The organism is Bacillus sp. WC2507, from assembly GCF_052656125.1.
In genome coordinates this window covers 1053120-1070611 of sequence record NZ_JBQXPN010000001.1, presented here as the reverse complement: position 1 = coordinate 1070611, position 17492 = coordinate 1053120, and the positions used below count along the sequence as shown (strand labels likewise).

The following is a 17492-nucleotide window of genomic DNA, read 5'->3' as shown; positions in this document are numbered from 1 at the left end:
GCTCTTTTTTTATTGATTAACCGTAGATATTTTCTTTAATGCTTGCTCTAAATCAGAAACGATATCCTCCCACGATTCTAAACCGACAGATAAACGTATTAAATTATCGTAAATACCCATCTCTTGTCTTAGCTTAGCTGGAATCGCAGCGTGCGTCATCGTTGCCGGATGCTGAATTAACGTTTCTGTATCTCCTAAACTTACCGCAATTGTAATAAAGTGAAGGTCATTGATAAACGCTTGCGTCTCTTCCTTCCCGCCTTTAATTGAAAAAGAAATCACACCACCGCCCCGTTTCATTTGGCGAGATGCTAACTCCCCTTCTGGATACCAAACACCTTCTACCGCATCATGATTTTTGAGGAACGATACAATTTTTTCGGCATTATCACAATGGCGGTCCATTCTTACCGCTAACGTCTTTAATCCGCGTAACAATAACCATGCATCAAACGGCGCCATAATACCGCCGATATCTTTTCGCATCGGGCGAATTTGTTCTGCTAACGCTTTCGTTTTACAAATCGTTACACCTGCCACAACATCACCGTGACCACCAATATATTTTGTCGCACTATGAACGACCGCGTCACAGCCCATTTCAAGTGGTCTTTGTAAATAAGGTGAACAAAACGTATTATCAACAATAACAAGTAAGCCATTTCGCTTCGCAACCCGAATCACTTGTTTTAAATCAATTAATTTCATTGTCGGATTAATCGGTGTTTCAACGAAAATAAGCTTTGTATTTGGGCGGATTTCATTTTCAATATCATCCTCTGTCTCCATATCACAAAACGAATGCGTAATCATAAATTTTTCTTCTAACACTTCTAAAAAACCGTACGTGCATCCGTATAATCCATTTGAACAAATAATATGATCTCCAGCCTTTAAAAAACCAATTAAAGTTGCTGAAATAGCTGCCATACCGGATCCGAAAGCAAGTGCTTCTTCTCCTCCTTCTAACACCGCCATACGTTCTTCAAATAATTTTACAGTTGGATTTCCAAGTCTTGAGTAAATATAAGACGGATCAACTCCCGCAAAACTCGCCTCTCCTTGCTGCGCAGTCTCAAATGTAAATGTAGACGTTTGAAATAACGGTGGTGTTAAACTTCCTTTATGTTCCTCAGATGTATACCCGTGATGAATTAACGCTGTCTCCATATGTTTCTTTTTCATAAAAACATCCCCTTTATGTTTTTATCCCGCTTTAACGGGCAGTAAGACCCCAACATCAAAATTCAGCGAAAGCAAAAAAGTTAGTTTTGGGGATTAACTGCCCATAAAAGCCCGATTCGTTCAACTAATAACCAGTGGTGGGGGATGTCCCCACCACCGGTTAAAGTTTCACTTTATCCCGCATATTCATCAACAAAAATTTGATGAACGTTTTTTACTACATTTTATGTAAGCGTTTTATTTGTGTTTCTATCACTTCTTTTATATCGTTTTAAATTCCTTCTTGCTAATTTCCAAAATTTATATGCATAAAACAAAAATGTACTCGCTTGACGAAACTCTGGGTAAAAGATATAATAGCGTTTGTGTAAAATAAAAAGGCAGCCTTGTAATGTGAGTTTATCGTTTGTATTTTGTTCCTCTACGGAGGTGTATCTCGTAACTCCCTGCTGCTGGAGCGAAGGTACATGAAAACAAAATGCCCGTAAATATCGATTACGTCTGTTTTTATTTTACGTAAATAAAAACATTTTTAAAGGAGGAGTCAACTATGGCTCGTTATACAGGTCCAGCTTGGAAACTGTCTCGTCGTCTTGGAATCTCTCTAAGCGGCACAGGAAAAGAATTAGAAAAACGCCCTTACGCACCAGGTCCTCACGGTCCTAACCAACGTAAGAAACTTTCAGAATACGGTTTACAATTACAAGAGAAACAAAAACTTCGTCACATGTACGGCATGACTGAGCGTCAATTCCGTCGCACATTTGACCAAGCAGGTAAAATGCCTGGTAAGCACGGCGAAAACTTCATGATCCTTCTTGAAGCTCGTCTTGACAACTTAGTTTACCGTATGGGCTTAGCTCGCACTCGTCGTGCAGCTCGCCAATTAGTAAACCACGGTCACATCACAGTTGATGGATCTCGCGTAGACATCCCATCTTACCGTGTAAAACCTGGTCAAACAATCAGCGTTCGCGAAAAATCTAACAGCCTTGTTGTTGTTAAAGAAGCGATCGAAGTTAACAACTTCGTACCAGAATACTTAACTTTCGATGCTGATAAATTAGAAGCTACTTACACTCGTCACGCTGAGCGTTCTGAGTTAGCAGCTGAAATCAACGAAGCATTAATCGTAGAGTTCTACTCTCGTTAATCTCGGTACTCTGAAAAGAGTAGTATTAAAAGCCTTAGGAACCTTGTTTATCAAGGGGCCTGGGCTTTTTTTATTGAATATAGCCGGTATATGTATAGAAACAGAACAATGTAACAAAATAAAAAAGAACTGCAAGTCTATAGTTAATAAAAATTAACCCTCTCTCTAGAATTTCATCAATTTTTTATTCACATTAATAAAAACCTACCCCCTTCTTCTAACACTTAAAAACACTACATTCTACCCCATAACTCATTTTTCTTTGCTGTACTCTCCTTTTGTTAACATTATTTTTACAACGTATTTATTTGTACATAATCTATACCTTCCCTTTTTCTATTTACACTCAACTTAAAAACCTCTTCATCACCCGAGCATCTGAATAAGATTAAAAAAACTTAATGAACAAGTATCTCTTTAACTGTCTAATTATTAGAATATTCCATTTACAACCCCTTCCTTCAATTGGTATTATTTTCTTGTAAGGGGAGGGAAAGTTCATGTCTTTAAATATGTATCTCGGTGAAGTACAAGCTCAAACAGAAAGTATGAACGCTTTCTGTAACGCTACTATTCAAGGAATGGAACAAATCATTCATTCTATTGACACTTTTGCATTGGATACTGTTCTACAAGGACAAACATATAGCAGTGCAAAAGCATATTTCTTACAAACCTTTCGTCCGTTAGCACAAGGAATCATTTACTTATGCGAAAAATTAATTCGTCAAAATGATGCCTTTCCAAGAGACTTTCAATCACAGGTAGCTTCTACAGATGTTATCGAACAGGAGATATTAGAACAAATTCGAGAAATAGATGGGCAATTACTAGAAGGAAAACATATTTTAGAAATTCCAGTATCTAATAAAAATTTTAGAAAAATAGATAAATATATAAAACGAGCAAAAGACAAGTATGATATCGAGATTAGATTTAGGGAGGAATAATTAATGGCCTATTCATTGAAACCTGAAATACAGGAAGTACTTACAAAAATTAATTTTACTGAAAAATACAAAGTGTTATCAAAACAATTTTCTGATAGAGAAAATACATTTGAAAACTATGAAAATGAAAAAGCAATTGAAGTATTTGAGTCTCTTGGCTATAAAGCCCGTTTTATGAAAAAAGAAAACTTTTTTAGAGTAGGAGAAGTAAAAAACAAAGATATCTATACTTTCAGGTTCAATATTAGCTTGAAATATGGACTCTTTGAATTTATTTGGGAAGCATGGCACACTGGTGAAGTTAGAACTGGAACATCTTGGGCTATGTTTGTAGACGTATTATCCAATGATACTGAAAAAGTGCTCCGTCCAGGTTTCCACAGTTATGAAGAACTCAAAGAAATCATGAAAATTGCCTTTGAAATGTACGAAGATTTTAAGCGAGAATTAATTCCTATTTATTCATGATTTCACCTTAAAGATATATGAAGTAATGACCTAAAAACAAGGATAGACTTAAGGTTTTAGGAGAGTTAATTATGAACTTAACATTAAAATTGGAAATAGAAACAGCACTAAAAAAAATTGACTTTGTTAATAGATACACAGAACTTTCTTCTTTTTCGAGAGAAAATTATGATGCCGAAGAAATCATTCCTAATCCCAATATTGAAGAAATTCAACAAATACTTGAAAAGCTAGGTTATAAATCAGTTTACGATAAAAAAGAAAAGTTTTTAAAAGTTGGAGAACTAGGTGATAAAAAAGAAAATTTATTTTATTTTAATATTGGTATTAAAGTAAACGTTCTGGATTTTACTTGGGTAGTTTATCATAATGATGAACTAAGATTAGGTAGTCCATGGAGTCTATATTCAAGACTTTTAATTTCTCCAGATACTAGAATTAAGCCCGTACTATTTAGCGATTATGACAGCTTAGAAAAAATTTTAAAAATTGCTTTAGGTATGTATGAAGATTTTAAACAAGAATTAATTCCTATCTATTCATAATTTTATATTTAAGAAAGGCAATCTTATTTTGAATATAAAAACAGAAAATCCGACTCACAAGAACCGGATTTCTTTATGTATCTAAACTTGAGACGTTGTGCCTTGGAAACATGAATAGAGGGAGATGGTTTTATGCTAAGAAAATATTATTCAAAAAACAATCATTTACAACCATTTTTTGAGGAAGTTAATAAATATGTAGATGGTATTCATAACCTAAATAATGGAATCAACTTAGAAGATATAACAAGCCTTCAAAATGAACTTAACATTCAAATTCCTGATATATATAAAGATTTTCTCCAAGTGTGTAATGGTGGAGAATTATTTATACCTGGAACAATCCTGTCAGAAATTCATACAGCTGCTCAGGGTCCAAAACAGCGTGGTGGCTCTTATCTAAATGATTCGTTTAAAAAAGAACGAAGACCGACAAAGATGCCAGACACGTATTTAATCATCGCAGATTTAAACTATGGTGACTCGATATGTATAGACTTAGAATCAAGCAATGGATACGATGCAACGGTAATACAATGGGATAGGGAGATTCACAGCGTTTCTAGATCATGGAATGGTTTGGTGGAATGGTTAATGGATACCTTAGACGAAGGATCATTACTAGTAGATTATGATGGTAATGAAAAAGATTTAGACTTTTAACATGAATAGTAAAAGTGGAGCCACAAGAATTAATTCCTATTTATTCATGATTTCACCTTAAAGATATATGAAGTAATGACCTAAAAACAAGGATAGACTTAAGGTTTTAGGAGAGTTAATTATGAACTTAACATTAAAATCGGAAATAGAAACAGCGCTAAAAAAAATTGACTTTGTTAATAGATACACAGAACTTTCTTCTTTTTCGAGAGAAAATTATGATGCCGAAGAAATCATTCCTAATCCCAATATTGAAGAAATTCAACAAATACTTGAAAAGCTAGGTTATAAATCAGTTTATGATAAAAAAGAAAAGTTTTTAAAAGTTGGAGAACTAGATGATAAAAAAGAAAATATTATTCAGTAGATACTCAACATGTAAGATTTGAAGAACTCAATAAAAGAGGTAAATATTTAAGCGAAGTTGATTTTGATTTGAAAGGAGCTAAAGGACCAGATAAATCAGGAGGGCAGGACATAAATGTTAAATAAAAAAATTGAAGAAGTAAAAAGAAAATACTACGTTGAAAAAAATATAGAAGAATATTTACAAAAGTCTTCTATCAAACTAACTCTCCCTAAACAAATAATTGATTTTTGTAATAAAAATAATATTAAAATTAAAGGAGATAGCGACATAGTATTCCCTTCAAATGATTGGTATATTACTTTACCAAGTTATGTAAAAGGCGAGTTTGAAGTTGAATATACTACATATCTTATCATTTCTAAACTAGCTAATGTATATTCTATCCTTAATTCCTTTGAAATTGTAAATAAAGATGTCAATGGCATGATGCCCACTTTAACTGGAGATTCAGAGCAAGAATATACTAGATTGCAATCTCAATTAATATCAGTTATTGAAACAACTCTAAAAGCAAGCGGATATGAAAGAATTGGTTACACAGAGAATAGCCGAAAAATAGAAGGAATAAAATTTGCAGACGATGTCGCACTATTTGGCCCCGATGTAACTGTTGATGACATTCTATTTAGGGATGTACTCAATGTAACACCTGATTGATATTAAAACCAACGTTCACGCTAGTTTTTTCCTTTGTTTCGAATCAAATATCATGGAAAAGGTATATTTGCTTTTACTGGTGAAAATATCATAACTAAGATACTTCAAAATGAAGTGTATCAAGTGAATTATACATTTGCAAAGACTTCAATTTCACGTACGAAAAAAGAAACAAATTTAGGGAAAATTTTGAGACGTATTTGAAAGAACTAAAAGGTAAATATGCTATTGAGATTCGATTTAGGGAGGAATAATTGATGGCGTATGATGTAGAACCCGAAATTAAAGAGGTACTTAAGAAAATTGAATTTGTAGAAAGATACAAATCCTTATCAGAAAAATTTTCCGATAGAACAAATACATTTGAAAGCTATGAAAATGAAAAAGCGATTGAAGTATTCGAGTCTCTTGGCTATAAAGCTCGTTACAATAAAAAAGAAGACTTTTTTATTGTAGGAGAAGTAAAAAACAAGGATATCTATGCTTTTAGATTCAACATCAGCTTAAAATATGGTGTTGCTGAATTGATTTGGGAGGCATGTCATAACGGTGAAGTTAGAGCTGGAGACCCATGGGACATATTTATACGATTGTTATCAAATGACACGGAAAAAGTACCCGTGCTATATTTCCACAGTTACGAAGAACTCAAAGAAATCATGAAAATTGCATTTGAAATGTACGAAGATTTTAAACGAGAATTAATTCCTATTTATTCATAATGTAAAAAGCTACCAAAGACAACTAAAATAGTTACTTCGAGTAGCTTTTATTTATATATATTAAAGTTATTTATTTTCCTCTTTCTGAACATATACATAAGCATCTTTCTGCTCTTTATGTATATCCACCTTCGAATTCTCTGCAAGCTGACCCGCATTTAGCAAAGAAAAAATAATGAGCGCTTCTAGTGACATTTCGTTTTACCACTCCTTTCTATTTGTTATACGTTTATCATACCGCTTACATGTGATTTCCGTATGAACTCGAAAAGGAGATTACAACAAAAAGGTTACAGGCATACGAATGCACGCTATAATAACCATAAAATAGGAGGTGGATTCTTTTTGACAATAAACCAAATGGTTCAACTCGGAAGTTCATTTATGTTGTTTATTACTTCAGCACTTATGAGTTGGTATCAGGGGAGTAATCTAATAGATTATCCTGATGAATGGAAATATAGCGCTAAGTTTACGAATTACTTTAAAGGTACCGTTTCAAATTACGAAGATATTTATCAAATCGATTTCTTTATATATGCGGCAAAATTTTATCCAACAGTATTTGTTCTTATGCTCATTAGCTTACTTTATATGCTCATATTAATTCTTCATATTTTATTTACAAGAAAAGATCAGGCAATCTAAATTCATACATAAAAACCCCGAATCATAGACTTTTCAGCCTACAATTCGGGGTACTATTTGTTTTATATTCGTTTCTGATTAGTAACGAATTAAGAAATATTTCTTCTTACCACGGCGAATGATTGTGAATTTACCTTCGATGCGGTCGTTTTCTGTTACAACGTAGTCTAATGCTTGTGTACGCTCACCGTTTACGTAGATTGCGCCGTTCGTTACATCTTCACGTGCTTGACGTTTTGATGGAGAGATTTTGCTTTCTACAAGTAAGTCGATTAATACTGTATCTTCTGCAGTACGTTCTACAGATGGTACGTCTTTGAATCCTTGTTCGATTTCGCTTGCAGTCAGTTCTGCTACAGAACCGCTGAATAATGCAGCTGAAATTTTAATCGCTTGCTCTAATGCTTCTTCGCCGTGAACAAGTTTTGTCATTTCAGAACCTAATGCTTTTTGTGCTGCACGTTTTTCTGGTGCTTCAGCTACTTGCTTTTCAAGCTCAAGAATTTCTTCATGAGATAAGAATGTGAAGTATTTTAAGTATTTAACAACATCGCGGTCATCTGTGTTGATCCAGAATTGGTAGAACTCGTAAGGAGTTGTTTTTTCTGGGTCTAACCAAATTGCGCCGCCTTCTGTTTTACCAAACTTCGTACCGTCAGATTTTGTAACTAGTGGAATTGTTAAACCGAATGCTTTCGCATCTTCTTCTGATTTACGGATTAATTCAAGACCAGCTGTAATGTTACCCCATTGGTCACTACCACCGATTTGCAGGCGGCAATTATGGTGTTGGTATAAGTTTAAGAAGTCGTATGATTGTAAAATCATGTAACTGAACTCAGTGAATGAAATACCAGTCTCTAAACGAGATGCTACTGTATCTTTTGCTAACATATAGTTTAAACCGAAGTTTTTACCGATATCGCGTAAGAATGAAATTACATCTAAGTTACCAAGCCAGTCATAGTTGTTAGCCATTGTTGCTGGGTTGTCCACGTTTTCGAACTCTAAGAAGTTTGAAAGTTGGTTTTTAATGCTTTCTGTGTAGTAAGCAACTGTATCTTTCGTATTTAATGTACGCTCTGCTTTTTTACCACTTGGGTCACCGATCATACCAGTACCTCCGCCAACTAGTGCGATTGGTTGATGACCAGCTAATTGGAAACGACGTAACATTAATACTGGTAACATATGACCAATGTGTAAGCTATCCGCTGTCGGGTCGAAACCACAGTATAATTTAACGCTTTCTTTTTCTAATAATTGCTCAAGTCCCTCAGCATCTGTTTGCTGATTAATTAGACCGCGAAATTCAAGATCTTGTAAAATATCCATATCCTACATACTCTCCTTTAAGTTCATTACTGGCGTGAAGGTTGAAAACATAAAAAAATCGCCCCTTTAAATAAGGGACGATTTTGATTATCGCGTTACCACCCTAGTTGCAGGCAAAAAAAAGCCTACCACCTTATTTACATAACGGCTTAGCACCGTCTTTTCCCTTTTGAATACAATTCAATCGAAAAAAGATGCTCTAGGGGCGTAATTCGCGATCATCTATGTGCTGATTTTCACCGGCCATCAGCTCTCTAAAACAGGGAAATGATCACTACTTCTCCCTTTCCACGCTCAATTATTCATATACTTTTCTTTATACCATCATTTATATAGGCGTGTCAAATAGAGGTCGAGTTTCTCTCCTTGCCAATCCTCTACAACGTCGCAAAGAGTATCGTAATAAGAGAAAGAATTGGAACCCCAACTAATAACGATACATGAAACACAACCGATAAATCATTTCCAATCGTCGCCTCCACAGGATCTTTTGCCGGAGAACCAAGAAATCCGATTAATCGATCGAAGCGACTTACCGTTTTTGGAAAGTCTGGTATTTCTACATGGTCACTATCTAAATGCTGTTTTAACTTATATTCACTCTTAAAGGGATTTTCGCTCAATTTCATCCACCTCCAGCAATTGTTTCAATTTCTTTATCCCGTTATGAAGTCTCGATTTCACTGTTCCAATTGGAATGTTTAATATCTCTGCAATTTCTTTTTGCTGCATGTCATGATAATAAGAAAGGATTAGGACCGCTCTTTGCTCTTCTGGAACTTTCAAAATTGCTTCTCTTACTGTGAGCCGATCTTCGTGAGAAAATTCTTTTTCCTGAATTGGCACTAAAAATGGCAAAAGTGTACGCCACTTTTTTCTCCTATTTAATTTATTAATCATAAGACGATAACCGATTTGAAATAAATACGTTTTTATTTTTCCTTTTTCAAGTTCATACATATGTTTCTTACGCTCTAGCGTCAAAAACGTATCTTGCACAAGGTCGATACTTAACTGTTCATCTCGGTTAAATCGATACAAAAATGTGTATAGCGCTGGTTTGATTAAAACGTATAGTTTTTCCCCAGCCTGCTTATCTCCACTTTGATACGCAAGCATGAGCTCCTCCTCAATCCCAATCTGCGCCATGATTTTTGATCTCCTTTATTCCTTTTAACGTTAATGAAATACGGGAAATTAAATAGCAACTTGCGACAATAATCCATACTTGCGATTGATTCGTAAAAAATTGAACATACGGGTTTTGAATTGTCTGTCCGGTTGAAACTAAAATATTTAATGCTTGCACACAAATGCATGCATACACTGCAAGACAAGCCGAAATCGTATCAAATACATTCCAGCGAAAATACACTTTTGTTTTTGTAAAATCAATTTTATATCCATTTTTCCGTACTATATGTTTTCTATCAAATGGAATGATGATTGAAAACATAACAATCATCATGACCCCAGCTGTAATCATTGAAACTTTAAATCCGATTGGCATCGGTAATAACAAACCACAAGAAAATACGACTATAATTCCAATTACAGCAAAACCAAGAAGTAATTTATTAGACATAAAAAAGCCTCCCTCATCTATTCTTTCACAAATGTATACAGACGAGGAAGGCACTTCGTTCAAATATTATTTTATTTTTTTAATAATCTTTGCAGGATTCCCGCCAACTACTACGTTATCTGGCACATCTTTCGTTACAACAGCGCCAGATGCGATCACCGCATCGTCTCCAATTGTGACACCAGGATTAATAATCGCTCTCCCGCCAATCCATACGTTATCGCCAATTGTAACTGGTTTTCCGTATTCTGATCCGCTTATGCGCTCTACTGGATCAAGCGGGTGTGTTGCTGTATAAATGTGAACACCTGGAGCTAACATACAGTTCACTCCAATTGTTACTGGGCATACGTCTAAAATTGTACAATCAAAGTTCGCGTAAAAATTTTCGCCAACGTGAATGTTATAGCCGTAATCACATCTAAAAGAAGATTCAAGATGAATGTTATCCCCAGTCGTTCCGAATAATTCTTTTACGATTTCGCTACGCTCTTTTAATTGTACTTCTGGCGTATCATTTAATTTTCTCGTTAATATACGAGCTTGCTCCCTCTCTTGTACTAAAACTGGATCAGCCGGTATGTACATTTCTCCTAGTATCATCTTTTCCTTTTCTGTTTTCATCATACTATCCCCTTTTAACTCATATATATAAGTTGATGATATCATAAAAAAGAAAGGTCTGAACGTTGTTTCGTTCAGACCCTTCTCTCTTAATCTTCCATCGTTGATAAGTCACCTGTTGGTAAGTTTAACTCCCACGCTTTTAATACGCGGCGCATAATTTTACCACTTCTCGTTTTCGGTAATTTATCTCTAAATTCAATTTGTCTTGGCGCTGCATGAGCTGCTAGGCCTTTCTTTACAAATTGACGAATTTCTTCTTTTAATTCATCAGATGGTTCGTATCCTGCTCGAAGCGCGATAAATGCTTTAATGATTTCGCCGCGCACCGGATCAGGAATACCAATTACCCCAGCTTCTGCAACAGCAGCATGCTCGATTAATTTGCTTTCTACTTCAAACGGACCAACGCGCTCACCTGACGTCATAATAACATCGTCAATACGTCCTTGGAACCAGAAGTATCCATCCTCGTCCATATAGGCAGAGTCACCTGATACGTACCAATCTCCCGGCATAAAGTAAGACTCATATTTTTGCTGATTATTCCAAATCCCGCGCATCATAGCTGGCCAACCTTTACCAATTGCTAAGTTGCCCATTGTGTATGGAGGCACTTCATTTCCTTCATTATCAACAATCGCTGCTTTCACACCTGGAATTGGTTTACCCATTGAACCTGGACGGATTTCCATACAAGGATAGTTACAAATAACTTGTCCACCTGTTTCTGTCATCCACCACGTATCATGAATACGAAGTCCAAATGCGTTCATACCCCAGCGAATTACTTCTGGATTTAACGGTTCACCAACGCTTAATACGTGACGAACTTGCGATAAATCATATTTTTTAATTGCGTCTTGTCCAGCACCCATTAACATACGGAAAGCTGTTGGTGCGCTGTACCAAACTGTTACACCGTAATCTTGTAGCGCTTCATACCACGCTTCTGGACTAAAGCGTCCACCTAAAATAACATTTGATGCTCCAACTAACCACGGTGCGAAAATACCGTAAGCCGTTCCAGTTACCCAGCCTGGGTCAGCTGTACACCAATATACATCATCTTCTTTTAAATCTAGCACCCATTTCGCCGTTTGATAGTGCTGCACCATTGCATTTTGCGCATGAAGCACACCTTTCGGCTTACCAGTAGAACCAGACGTATAATGTAAAATTAAACCGTCTTCACGGCCTAACCATTCAATATGTAATTCTTTTGAAGCTTGTTCAAATAAAGGATTGAACGCTACCGTTTTACCGCCTTCTTCTACATTATCTCCAACAAGGAAGACTGTTTTTAAAGCAGGTAAATCATTTAATGGTACGCGCTCTAACAATTCAGGTGTTGTAATTAACACTTTTGCTTCGCTATCTTCTAAACGATCGCGAACTGCGCCTTCCATAAATGCTTCAAATAGCGGACCAACGATTGCTCCCAATTTCACTGCACCTAAAAGTGCAAAATATAACTCTGGGGAACGCGGCATAAAAATAAAAACGCGATCGCCTTTTTCTACATCGCCATAATTTTTCAGGACGTTTCCTGCTTTATTAGAAAAATCCTTCATTTCCTTAAATGTATATTTCTCTTTTCGCGATCCATCTTGATAATAAAGGGCTACTTTATTCTTTCGATCGGATTTCGCATGCTTATCAATTACCTCATACGCCATATTTACTCGGCCTGTTTCATTCCAAGTAAAATTTTTATTAACCTCTTCCCAGTTAAAATTCGCGTATGCCTCATCATAATTCGGCAAATTATTTTCTCCTTTAATGACAGGAAGCGTTTCTACTTTCATACTTTACATCCCCCTCCTATGTATTCTATTATCTATTATAATGATATTATTTAAAATTTTCAGTATATTTGTTGATTTTTAGACAAATTTTTAATGACAAAATTCGATTCACATCGCATATATTATAAAGTACGATATTAATAGATTCACAAACCCTCAAGGTGGTGAGCAATACATTGATCCATAAAAAAATATACAATGCCAGAAACTTAAAAACAGCGAAAGGCACTTTAATTATTGAAGGTCCTGTCTCTACACATAACTTAGAAATGTATGAATTTCATCCAGACTTAATTGCGTTTCGTCCTGCCGAGCAGCAATATAAAGCAATTGTCGAAATTTCTAAATTACCAGAAGCTCGTCTCATTATTGCTAGACATGACCGAACGATCGTTGGATATGTTACATACTTGTATCCTGATCCACTCGAACGATGGTCAGAAGGAAAAATGGAAAACTTAATTGAGCTCGGGGCGATTGAAGTAGTCCCAGCCTTCCGCGGGTGCGCTGTCGGCAAGAACTTATTAGAAGTTTCAATGATGGACGACCATATGGAAGATTACATTATATTGACGACTGAATATTATTGGCACTGGGATTTAAAACAAACAGGCTTAAATGTTTGGGAGTACCGAAAAGTAATGGAAAAAATGATGAATGCTGGTGGCTTACAATGGATGGCTACAGATGATCCTGAGATTTGTTCGCACCCTGCTAACTGTTTAATGGTCCGCATCGGTAAACGCGTTGATACGGATTCTATTCAAGCATTTGATCGTCTACGTTTTCACAATCGTTTTATGTACTAAATAAAGGGGGCAACTGGAATGATTGTAGAAGAAATTATGAATCAAGATGTGGTGACACTACACCCAAACGATACAATCGAAACAGCAATCCGAACGATACGCACGAAAGGCATTCGGCACATTCCAATTGTCGATCAAAATAATCATGTGGTAGGCATTATTTCTGATCGGGATGTAAGAGATGCAAGTCCATCAATTCTTGATGAACAAGTTCCACTCGCTATGCTGAAACAACCGCTCGACCTTATTATGAAACAACCTGTTATGACTTGCCATCCTCTTGATTTCGTTGAGGAAATTGCTACCTTATTTTTTGAAAATAAAATAGGGTGCCTTCCTGTGACAAAGGCTGGAAAGTTAGTTGGAATCATTTCTGAATCCACTGTACTGCACACGTTAGTGAAATTAACAGGAGCACATCAACCAAGTTCACAAATTGAAATTCAAGTAAAAAATGAACCTGGTATTCTTGGAAAAGTCGTTGCTATTTTTAGTGATTTGCAAATAAATATCGTGAGCGTTCTCGTCTATCCAGCAAAAGATGAGAATGATAAAGTACTCGTTTTCCGCATTCAAACGATGAATCCTCTAAAAGTGATTGATGCACTTGAAGCAGAGGGCTACCGCGTATTATGGCCGAACATTATGGGGATGCAAGCATGAGTAGCGCGTTTATTTATTCGGATGATTTTCGGGGCTATTCGTTTAGCCCTGATCATCCTTTTAACCAACTTCGCGTCACACTTACGTATGACTTATTACAAAAGGGTGGTTTCATCTCTCCTTCCCAAATCATCTCACCAAGGATGGCTACAGATGAAGAAATCGCCTACGTTCATACAGAGGAGTACATAAATGCGGTAAAACGTGCTGGAGAAGGTAAGTTAGAAAAATCAATTGCGATGACATATGGACTCGGTACAGAAGATACACCGATGTTTCCAAATATGCACGAGGCAAGTGCATTACTTGTTGGCGGAACATTAACAGCTGTCGATGCTGTTCTTTCTGGGAAAGTAAAACACGCGCTTAATTTAGGCGGCGGCTTACATCACGGCTTCCGTGGTAAAGCATCTGGATTTTGTATTTATAACGATAGTTCCATCGCAATGAAATATATTCAGAAGAAATACGGTTTACGCGTCCTATATATTGATACAGATGCTCATCATGGTGATGGTGTACAATGGTCTTTTTACGACGACCCTAACGTATGCACCATTTCATTACATGAAACTGGGCGTTATTTATTCCCTGGAACTGGCGCTGTAAATGAACGTGGACAAGGTAATGGCTATAGTTATTCTTTTAACGTTCCACTTGATGCATTTACAGAAGACGAATCGTTCTTAGATTCCTATCGAACTGTCGTAAAAGAAGTTGCCGCATACTTTAAACCGGATATTATTTTAACGCAAAATGGCGCTGACGCACATTATTACGATCCACTTACACACCTTTGCGCAACGATGAATATTTACCGTGAAATACCGAAGCTCGCTCGCGAAATCGCTAACGAATATTGCGAAGGTCGCTGGATCGCTGTCGGCGGCGGTGGCTATGACCACTGGCGCGTCGTCCCAAGAGCTTGGGCACTTATTTGGCTCGAAATGAACAACATCCAAAACATCTCAGGTTATCTCCCTCCAGAATGGATTGACGCTTGGAAAGGACAAGCTGAAACAGAACTTCCCCTCACATGGGAAGATCCAGACAACATGTATAAACCTATCCCCCGTAAACCAGAAATTGAAGAAAAGAATGCATTAACTGTAGCGAAATCCCTTGAAATTATTCGGAATAATATGACAAAATCTTTGTACTAAACGAAAAGGAGGCTCGTTTTTGAATAGCCTCCTTTTATTTATAGCTTGCTATTATTGTCGGTTTCTGTAAGTCGATATATTTTCATTTCATAACAGTCTGATTCAACTTTTATGAGAAAAGGTAGTGATATTATGTGGAAACAACACATGATCAACACAAAACGTGGCACATTCGAACTCTTCACAAAAGGAAATGGCGAACCTCTTTGCATTACACATCACTATTCACAATTTAATGAAACTGGTGATTACTTTGCGGATGTTTTCACTTCTACATATCGTGTATTCCTCATTAATTTGCGAGACGCTGGTAATTCTGTAAAAGCCAACGTAGAAAACGAATTAAGTATGATTGAAACGATTCACGACTTAGAAGCAATTAAAGAAGCTTTGCAACTTCCAACATGGCATTTCGCTGGCCATTCAACTGGCGGTATGCTTGGACTTTTATACGCGATTACATATTCAAATTCCTTACAATCATTAGTCGTCGTTGGAGCCGCAGCAAGTAACTATACCGAAACACCATTTTGCATTTATAACCTAGAACATCCACAGTTTCATTATATGCAACAGCTCATCGAAAACTTGAAAAGCCCTCACCTTACAAGTGAAGAACGGAAAGAACTATCTACTGAGAGAACAAAATTATCATTGTATAAACCTGAAAACTACAACTCTTATTTTTGTAAACCAATCCAAAAAGCAATGTCCGCTAGCCGGATGAACGCTTTCGCTCATGAATACCCTTCATTCGATTTAAGGACATCACTACCCTTTATTCAAACAAAGACCCTTATTATATGCGGAAGATATGATGTGCAGTGCCCGATTCAGTATTCTATCGAGATGCATGATGGCATACGTAATTCTATCTTCGTTCCATTTGAGAACAGCAACCATTATCCCTTTTTGGAAGAAGCTGCTCAATTTAGTTCTACTACTCAGGAATTTTATAAATCGTTACGTCAGTACCGTTATTATTAAGAAAATCTAAGCACGGACAAAAAGCTCACAGCCTCTATAAGACTATGAGCTTTTTTCAAAAGAAATATTTCATACTAAAAACAAATAAAAGAACACAAGAAATAACCACTAAACCTACATCAAACAGTACTGACTTTTTATCCCCTTCTTTCAAACCTATCGTAATATTAAACATGCTTCTAACTATCCAACCTAGCACCAAAAATACCCCACCGAAATGATTATTCGTATAATCTTCATCATAAAACATTTCTATTGCACCAATAATTAATAAAATAATTATGATATTAGTTCCAATCCGTAAAGCCTTGTTTGATTTATTATCTTTTCATGTATCCCCCAAAATGTAGCACGCCCTCTCATGCTCTCCTATGTTTTATCTCTCTTTATATTTTAACATAAATTACCTATTTTTCCCTTTTTGTTTGAATAACATAAAAAACCTGCCCATTACTCGGCAGGTACATTACACGTTAAAGCGATAACCAGCTCCCCATACTGTTTCAATATATTGCGGATGAGCAGGATCTCTTTCAATTTTTTCACGTAATTTTCTAATGTGAACGACAACAGTGGCTAAGTCGCCAGCTGAGTCTAGTCCCCAAATACGTTCAAATAACTGTTCTTTATTTAAGACTTGGTTTGGATGTGTTACAAAGAATGTTAATAAATCAAATTCCTTCGTTGTAAATGCGATTTCTTCATTGTTTATAAAAACTTTCCTCGCCCGTTGATCAATAGAGATTCCGTGAATATATAACGTATCACGTTGCTTACTTACATTTCCTGATAATCTTTCATAACGAGAAATATGTGCCTTTACTCTTGCAACTAATTCACTCGGGCTAAACGGTTTCGTTATATAATCATCCGCCCCTAAACCGAGTCCGCGAATTTTATCTATATCTTCCTTCTTTGCTGAAACAAGTAAAATCGGAATGTCTTTTATAGCACGTATTTGTTTACAAATTTCGAAACCATTCATCTTCGGAAGCATAATGTCTAAAATAATTAAATCATATTCTTCCTGCAAAGCCATTTGTAAACCTGTTTCTCCAGAGTGTTCTACATCAACTTGAAAATCACTAATTTCTAAATAATCTCGCTGTAATTCTGCAATGCTTACTTCGTCTTCTATTAGTAAAATTCTTTTCAAA

The 17492-nt window shown here is 36.1% G+C and carries 22 protein-coding genes, 1 pseudogene and 1 other annotated feature; of the genes and pseudogenes, 13 read left to right on the top strand and 10 right to left on the bottom strand.

The annotated features are described in order from the left end of the window. Window positions 1-9: 9 nt before the first annotated feature. Window positions 10-1185, bottom strand: coding sequence for a methionine gamma-lyase (gene megL, locus ACUN28_RS05795; RefSeq protein ID WP_016136850.1), 1176 nt, complete (start codon window positions 1183-1185; stop codon window positions 10-12). Between the two features lie 550 nt (window positions 1186-1735). Here megL and rpsD point away from each other — a divergent pair. From rpsD to ACUN28_RS05755, 8 genes and pseudogenes are all read left to right on the top strand, one after another. Next, entirely contained in the window at window positions 1736-2338 is a 603-nt protein-coding gene (gene rpsD / locus ACUN28_RS05790; RefSeq protein ID WP_000135322.1) for a 30S ribosomal protein S4, read from the top strand. Window positions 2339-2838: 500 nt separating this feature from the next. After that, window positions 2839-3159, top strand: a pseudogene (locus ACUN28_RS05785) (T7SS effector LXG polymorphic toxin); the annotation flags it as partial. Window positions 3160-3291: 132 nt separating this feature from the next. Further along, window positions 3292-3756 (top strand): hypothetical protein, encoded by a 465-nt coding sequence (locus ACUN28_RS05780; protein WP_116329188.1) that lies wholly within the window; start codon window positions 3292-3294, stop codon window positions 3754-3756. A 71-nt stretch (window positions 3757-3827) separates the two neighbouring features. Further along, the gene (locus tag ACUN28_RS05775; protein WP_016136853.1) at window positions 3828-4301 is read left to right on the top strand and encodes a hypothetical protein; all 474 of its coding nucleotides are present in this window, start codon (window positions 3828-3830) and stop codon (window positions 4299-4301) included. Between the two features lie 132 nt (window positions 4302-4433). After that, on the top strand, window positions 4434-4964 hold the full coding sequence (locus ACUN28_RS05770) for an SMI1/KNR4 family protein (RefSeq protein WP_098405542.1): 531 nt from the start codon (window positions 4434-4436) through the stop codon (window positions 4962-4964). Between the two features lie 121 nt (window positions 4965-5085). After that, window positions 5086-5331, top strand: a complete 246-nt coding sequence (locus ACUN28_RS05765) for a hypothetical protein (protein ID WP_016085942.1) — start codon at window positions 5086-5088, stop codon at window positions 5329-5331. A 114-nt stretch (window positions 5332-5445) separates the two neighbouring features. After that, window positions 5446-5991 (top strand): hypothetical protein, encoded by a 546-nt coding sequence (locus ACUN28_RS05760; RefSeq protein ID WP_016085941.1) that lies wholly within the window; start codon window positions 5446-5448, stop codon window positions 5989-5991. 257 nt (window positions 5992-6248) lie between these two features. Then, entirely contained in the window at window positions 6249-6713 is a 465-nt protein-coding gene (locus ACUN28_RS05755; RefSeq protein ID WP_016085940.1) for a hypothetical protein, read from the top strand. 66 nt (window positions 6714-6779) lie between these two features. On the opposite strand, the gene ACUN28_RS05750 is transcribed toward ACUN28_RS05755, so the two are convergent. Further along, entirely contained in the window at window positions 6780-6908 is a 129-nt protein-coding gene (locus ACUN28_RS05750) for a hypothetical protein (protein WP_000050940.1), read from the bottom strand. A 63-nt stretch (window positions 6909-6971) separates the two neighbouring features. Between ACUN28_RS05750 and ACUN28_RS05745 the strand changes: the two genes are divergently transcribed. Next, on the top strand, window positions 6972-7361 hold the full coding sequence (locus ACUN28_RS05745) for a YjdJ family protein (protein ID WP_080117833.1): 390 nt from the start codon (window positions 6972-6974) through the stop codon (window positions 7359-7361). 78 nt (window positions 7362-7439) lie between these two features. Here ACUN28_RS05745 and tyrS read toward each other — a convergent pair whose 3' ends face one another. The 6 genes from tyrS to acsA all read right to left on the bottom strand — a co-directional run bounded on the left by tyrS (window position 7440) and on the right by acsA (window position 12713). After that, window positions 7440-8696, bottom strand: coding sequence for a tyrosine--tRNA ligase (gene tyrS, locus ACUN28_RS05740; RefSeq protein WP_098405431.1), 1257 nt, complete (start codon window positions 8694-8696; stop codon window positions 7440-7442). Window positions 8697-8766: 70 nt separating this feature from the next. Continuing rightward, window positions 8767-8996: a binding site (T-box leader), on the bottom strand. 77 nt (window positions 8997-9073) lie between these two features. Beyond that, window positions 9074-9319: a hypothetical protein gene (locus ACUN28_RS05735; RefSeq protein ID WP_001293781.1), complete on the bottom strand. Its 246-nt coding sequence runs from the start codon at window positions 9317-9319 to the stop codon at window positions 9074-9076. Then, window positions 9300-9845: an RNA polymerase sigma factor gene (locus ACUN28_RS05730; protein ID WP_000057187.1), complete on the bottom strand. Its 546-nt coding sequence runs from the start codon at window positions 9843-9845 to the stop codon at window positions 9300-9302. The genes ACUN28_RS05735 and ACUN28_RS05730 overlap by 20 nt, the downstream gene beginning before the upstream one ends. Continuing rightward, window positions 9826-10281, bottom strand: a complete 456-nt coding sequence (locus ACUN28_RS05725) for a hypothetical protein (protein WP_000066436.1) — start codon at window positions 10279-10281, stop codon at window positions 9826-9828. The genes ACUN28_RS05730 and ACUN28_RS05725 overlap by 20 nt, the downstream gene beginning before the upstream one ends. A 66-nt stretch (window positions 10282-10347) precedes the next feature. Further along, the gene (locus tag ACUN28_RS05720) at window positions 10348-10908 is read right to left on the bottom strand and encodes a maltose acetyltransferase domain-containing protein (RefSeq protein WP_016136855.1); all 561 of its coding nucleotides are present in this window, start codon (window positions 10906-10908) and stop codon (window positions 10348-10350) included. A gap of 86 nt (window positions 10909-10994) precedes the next feature. Next, complete coding sequence (acsA, locus tag ACUN28_RS05715; protein WP_016085936.1) at window positions 10995-12713, bottom strand: acetate--CoA ligase; 1719 nt, start codon at window positions 12711-12713, stop codon at window positions 10995-10997. Window positions 12714-12889: 176 nt separating this feature from the next. Between acsA and acuA the strand changes: the two genes are divergently transcribed. The 4 genes from acuA to ACUN28_RS05695 all read left to right on the top strand — a co-directional run bounded on the left by acuA (window position 12890) and on the right by ACUN28_RS05695 (window position 16335). Further along, a complete protein-coding gene (gene acuA / locus ACUN28_RS05710; RefSeq protein WP_016135466.1) occupies window positions 12890-13522 on the top strand; it encodes an acetoin utilization protein acetyltransferase AcuA in 633 nt (210 codons plus the stop codon). Window positions 13523-13540: 18 nt separating this feature from the next. Further along, complete coding sequence (locus tag ACUN28_RS05705) at window positions 13541-14185, top strand: acetoin utilization AcuB family protein (protein WP_000634565.1); 645 nt, start codon at window positions 13541-13543, stop codon at window positions 14183-14185. Continuing rightward, window positions 14182-15348 (top strand): acetoin utilization protein AcuC, encoded by a 1167-nt coding sequence (gene acuC / locus ACUN28_RS05700; protein WP_000092820.1) that lies wholly within the window; start codon window positions 14182-14184, stop codon window positions 15346-15348. Before ACUN28_RS05705 ends, acuC begins: the two co-directional genes overlap by 4 nt. Window positions 15349-15459: 111 nt before the next feature. Further along, the gene (locus ACUN28_RS05695) at window positions 15460-16335 is read left to right on the top strand and encodes an alpha/beta fold hydrolase (RefSeq protein WP_116329189.1); all 876 of its coding nucleotides are present in this window, start codon (window positions 15460-15462) and stop codon (window positions 16333-16335) included. A 55-nt stretch (window positions 16336-16390) separates the two neighbouring features. Here ACUN28_RS05695 and ACUN28_RS05690 read toward each other — a convergent pair whose 3' ends face one another. After that, window positions 16391-16633: a hypothetical protein gene (locus tag ACUN28_RS05690; RefSeq protein ID WP_223267286.1), complete on the bottom strand. Its 243-nt coding sequence runs from the start codon at window positions 16631-16633 to the stop codon at window positions 16391-16393. Between the two features lie 168 nt (window positions 16634-16801). Continuing rightward, window positions 16802-17491, bottom strand: coding sequence for a response regulator transcription factor (locus tag ACUN28_RS05685; protein WP_033659783.1), 690 nt, complete (start codon window positions 17489-17491; stop codon window positions 16802-16804). Between the last annotated feature and the right edge of the window lies 1 nt (window position 17492).

Bases quoted from the DNA above. Each gene is read 5' to 3' on its own strand.
- megL (WP_016136850.1), bottom strand. From the start codon at position 1,185: ATGAAAAAGAAACATATGGAGACAGCGTTAATTCATCACGGGTATACA.
- rpsD (WP_000135322.1), top strand. From the start codon at position 1,736: ATGGCTCGTTATACAGGTCCAGCTTGGAAACTGTCTCGTCGTCTTGGA.
- ACUN28_RS05780 (WP_116329188.1), top strand. From the start codon at position 3,292: ATGGCCTATTCATTGAAACCTGAAATACAGGAAGTACTTACAAAAATT.
- ACUN28_RS05775 (WP_016136853.1), top strand. From the start codon at position 3,828: ATGAACTTAACATTAAAATTGGAAATAGAAACAGCACTAAAAAAAATT.
- ACUN28_RS05770 (WP_098405542.1), top strand. From the start codon at position 4,434: ATGCTAAGAAAATATTATTCAAAAAACAATCATTTACAACCATTTTTT.
- ACUN28_RS05765 (WP_016085942.1), top strand. From the start codon at position 5,086: ATGAACTTAACATTAAAATCGGAAATAGAAACAGCGCTAAAAAAAATT.
- ACUN28_RS05760 (WP_016085941.1), top strand. From the start codon at position 5,446: ATGTTAAATAAAAAAATTGAAGAAGTAAAAAGAAAATACTACGTTGAA.
- ACUN28_RS05755 (WP_016085940.1), top strand. From the start codon at position 6,249: ATGGCGTATGATGTAGAACCCGAAATTAAAGAGGTACTTAAGAAAATT.
- ACUN28_RS05750 (WP_000050940.1), bottom strand. From the start codon at position 6,908: ATGTCACTAGAAGCGCTCATTATTTTTTCTTTGCTAAATGCGGGTCAG.
- ACUN28_RS05745 (WP_080117833.1), top strand. From the start codon at position 6,972: ATGAACTCGAAAAGGAGATTACAACAAAAAGGTTACAGGCATACGAAT.
- tyrS (WP_098405431.1), bottom strand. From the start codon at position 8,696: ATGGATATTTTACAAGATCTTGAATTTCGCGGTCTAATTAATCAGCAA.
- ACUN28_RS05730 (WP_000057187.1), bottom strand. From the start codon at position 9,845: ATGGCGCAGATTGGGATTGAGGAGGAGCTCATGCTTGCGTATCAAAGT.
- ACUN28_RS05725 (WP_000066436.1), bottom strand. From the start codon at position 10,281: ATGTCTAATAAATTACTTCTTGGTTTTGCTGTAATTGGAATTATAGTC.
- ACUN28_RS05720 (WP_016136855.1), bottom strand. From the start codon at position 10,908: ATGATGAAAACAGAAAAGGAAAAGATGATACTAGGAGAAATGTACATA.
- acsA (WP_016085936.1), bottom strand. From the start codon at position 12,713: ATGAAAGTAGAAACGCTTCCTGTCATTAAAGGAGAAAATAATTTGCCG.
- ACUN28_RS05705 (WP_000634565.1), top strand. From the start codon at position 13,541: ATGATTGTAGAAGAAATTATGAATCAAGATGTGGTGACACTACACCCA.
- acuC (WP_000092820.1), top strand. From the start codon at position 14,182: ATGAGTAGCGCGTTTATTTATTCGGATGATTTTCGGGGCTATTCGTTT.
- ACUN28_RS05695 (WP_116329189.1), top strand. From the start codon at position 15,460: ATGAGAAAAGGTAGTGATATTATGTGGAAACAACACATGATCAACACA.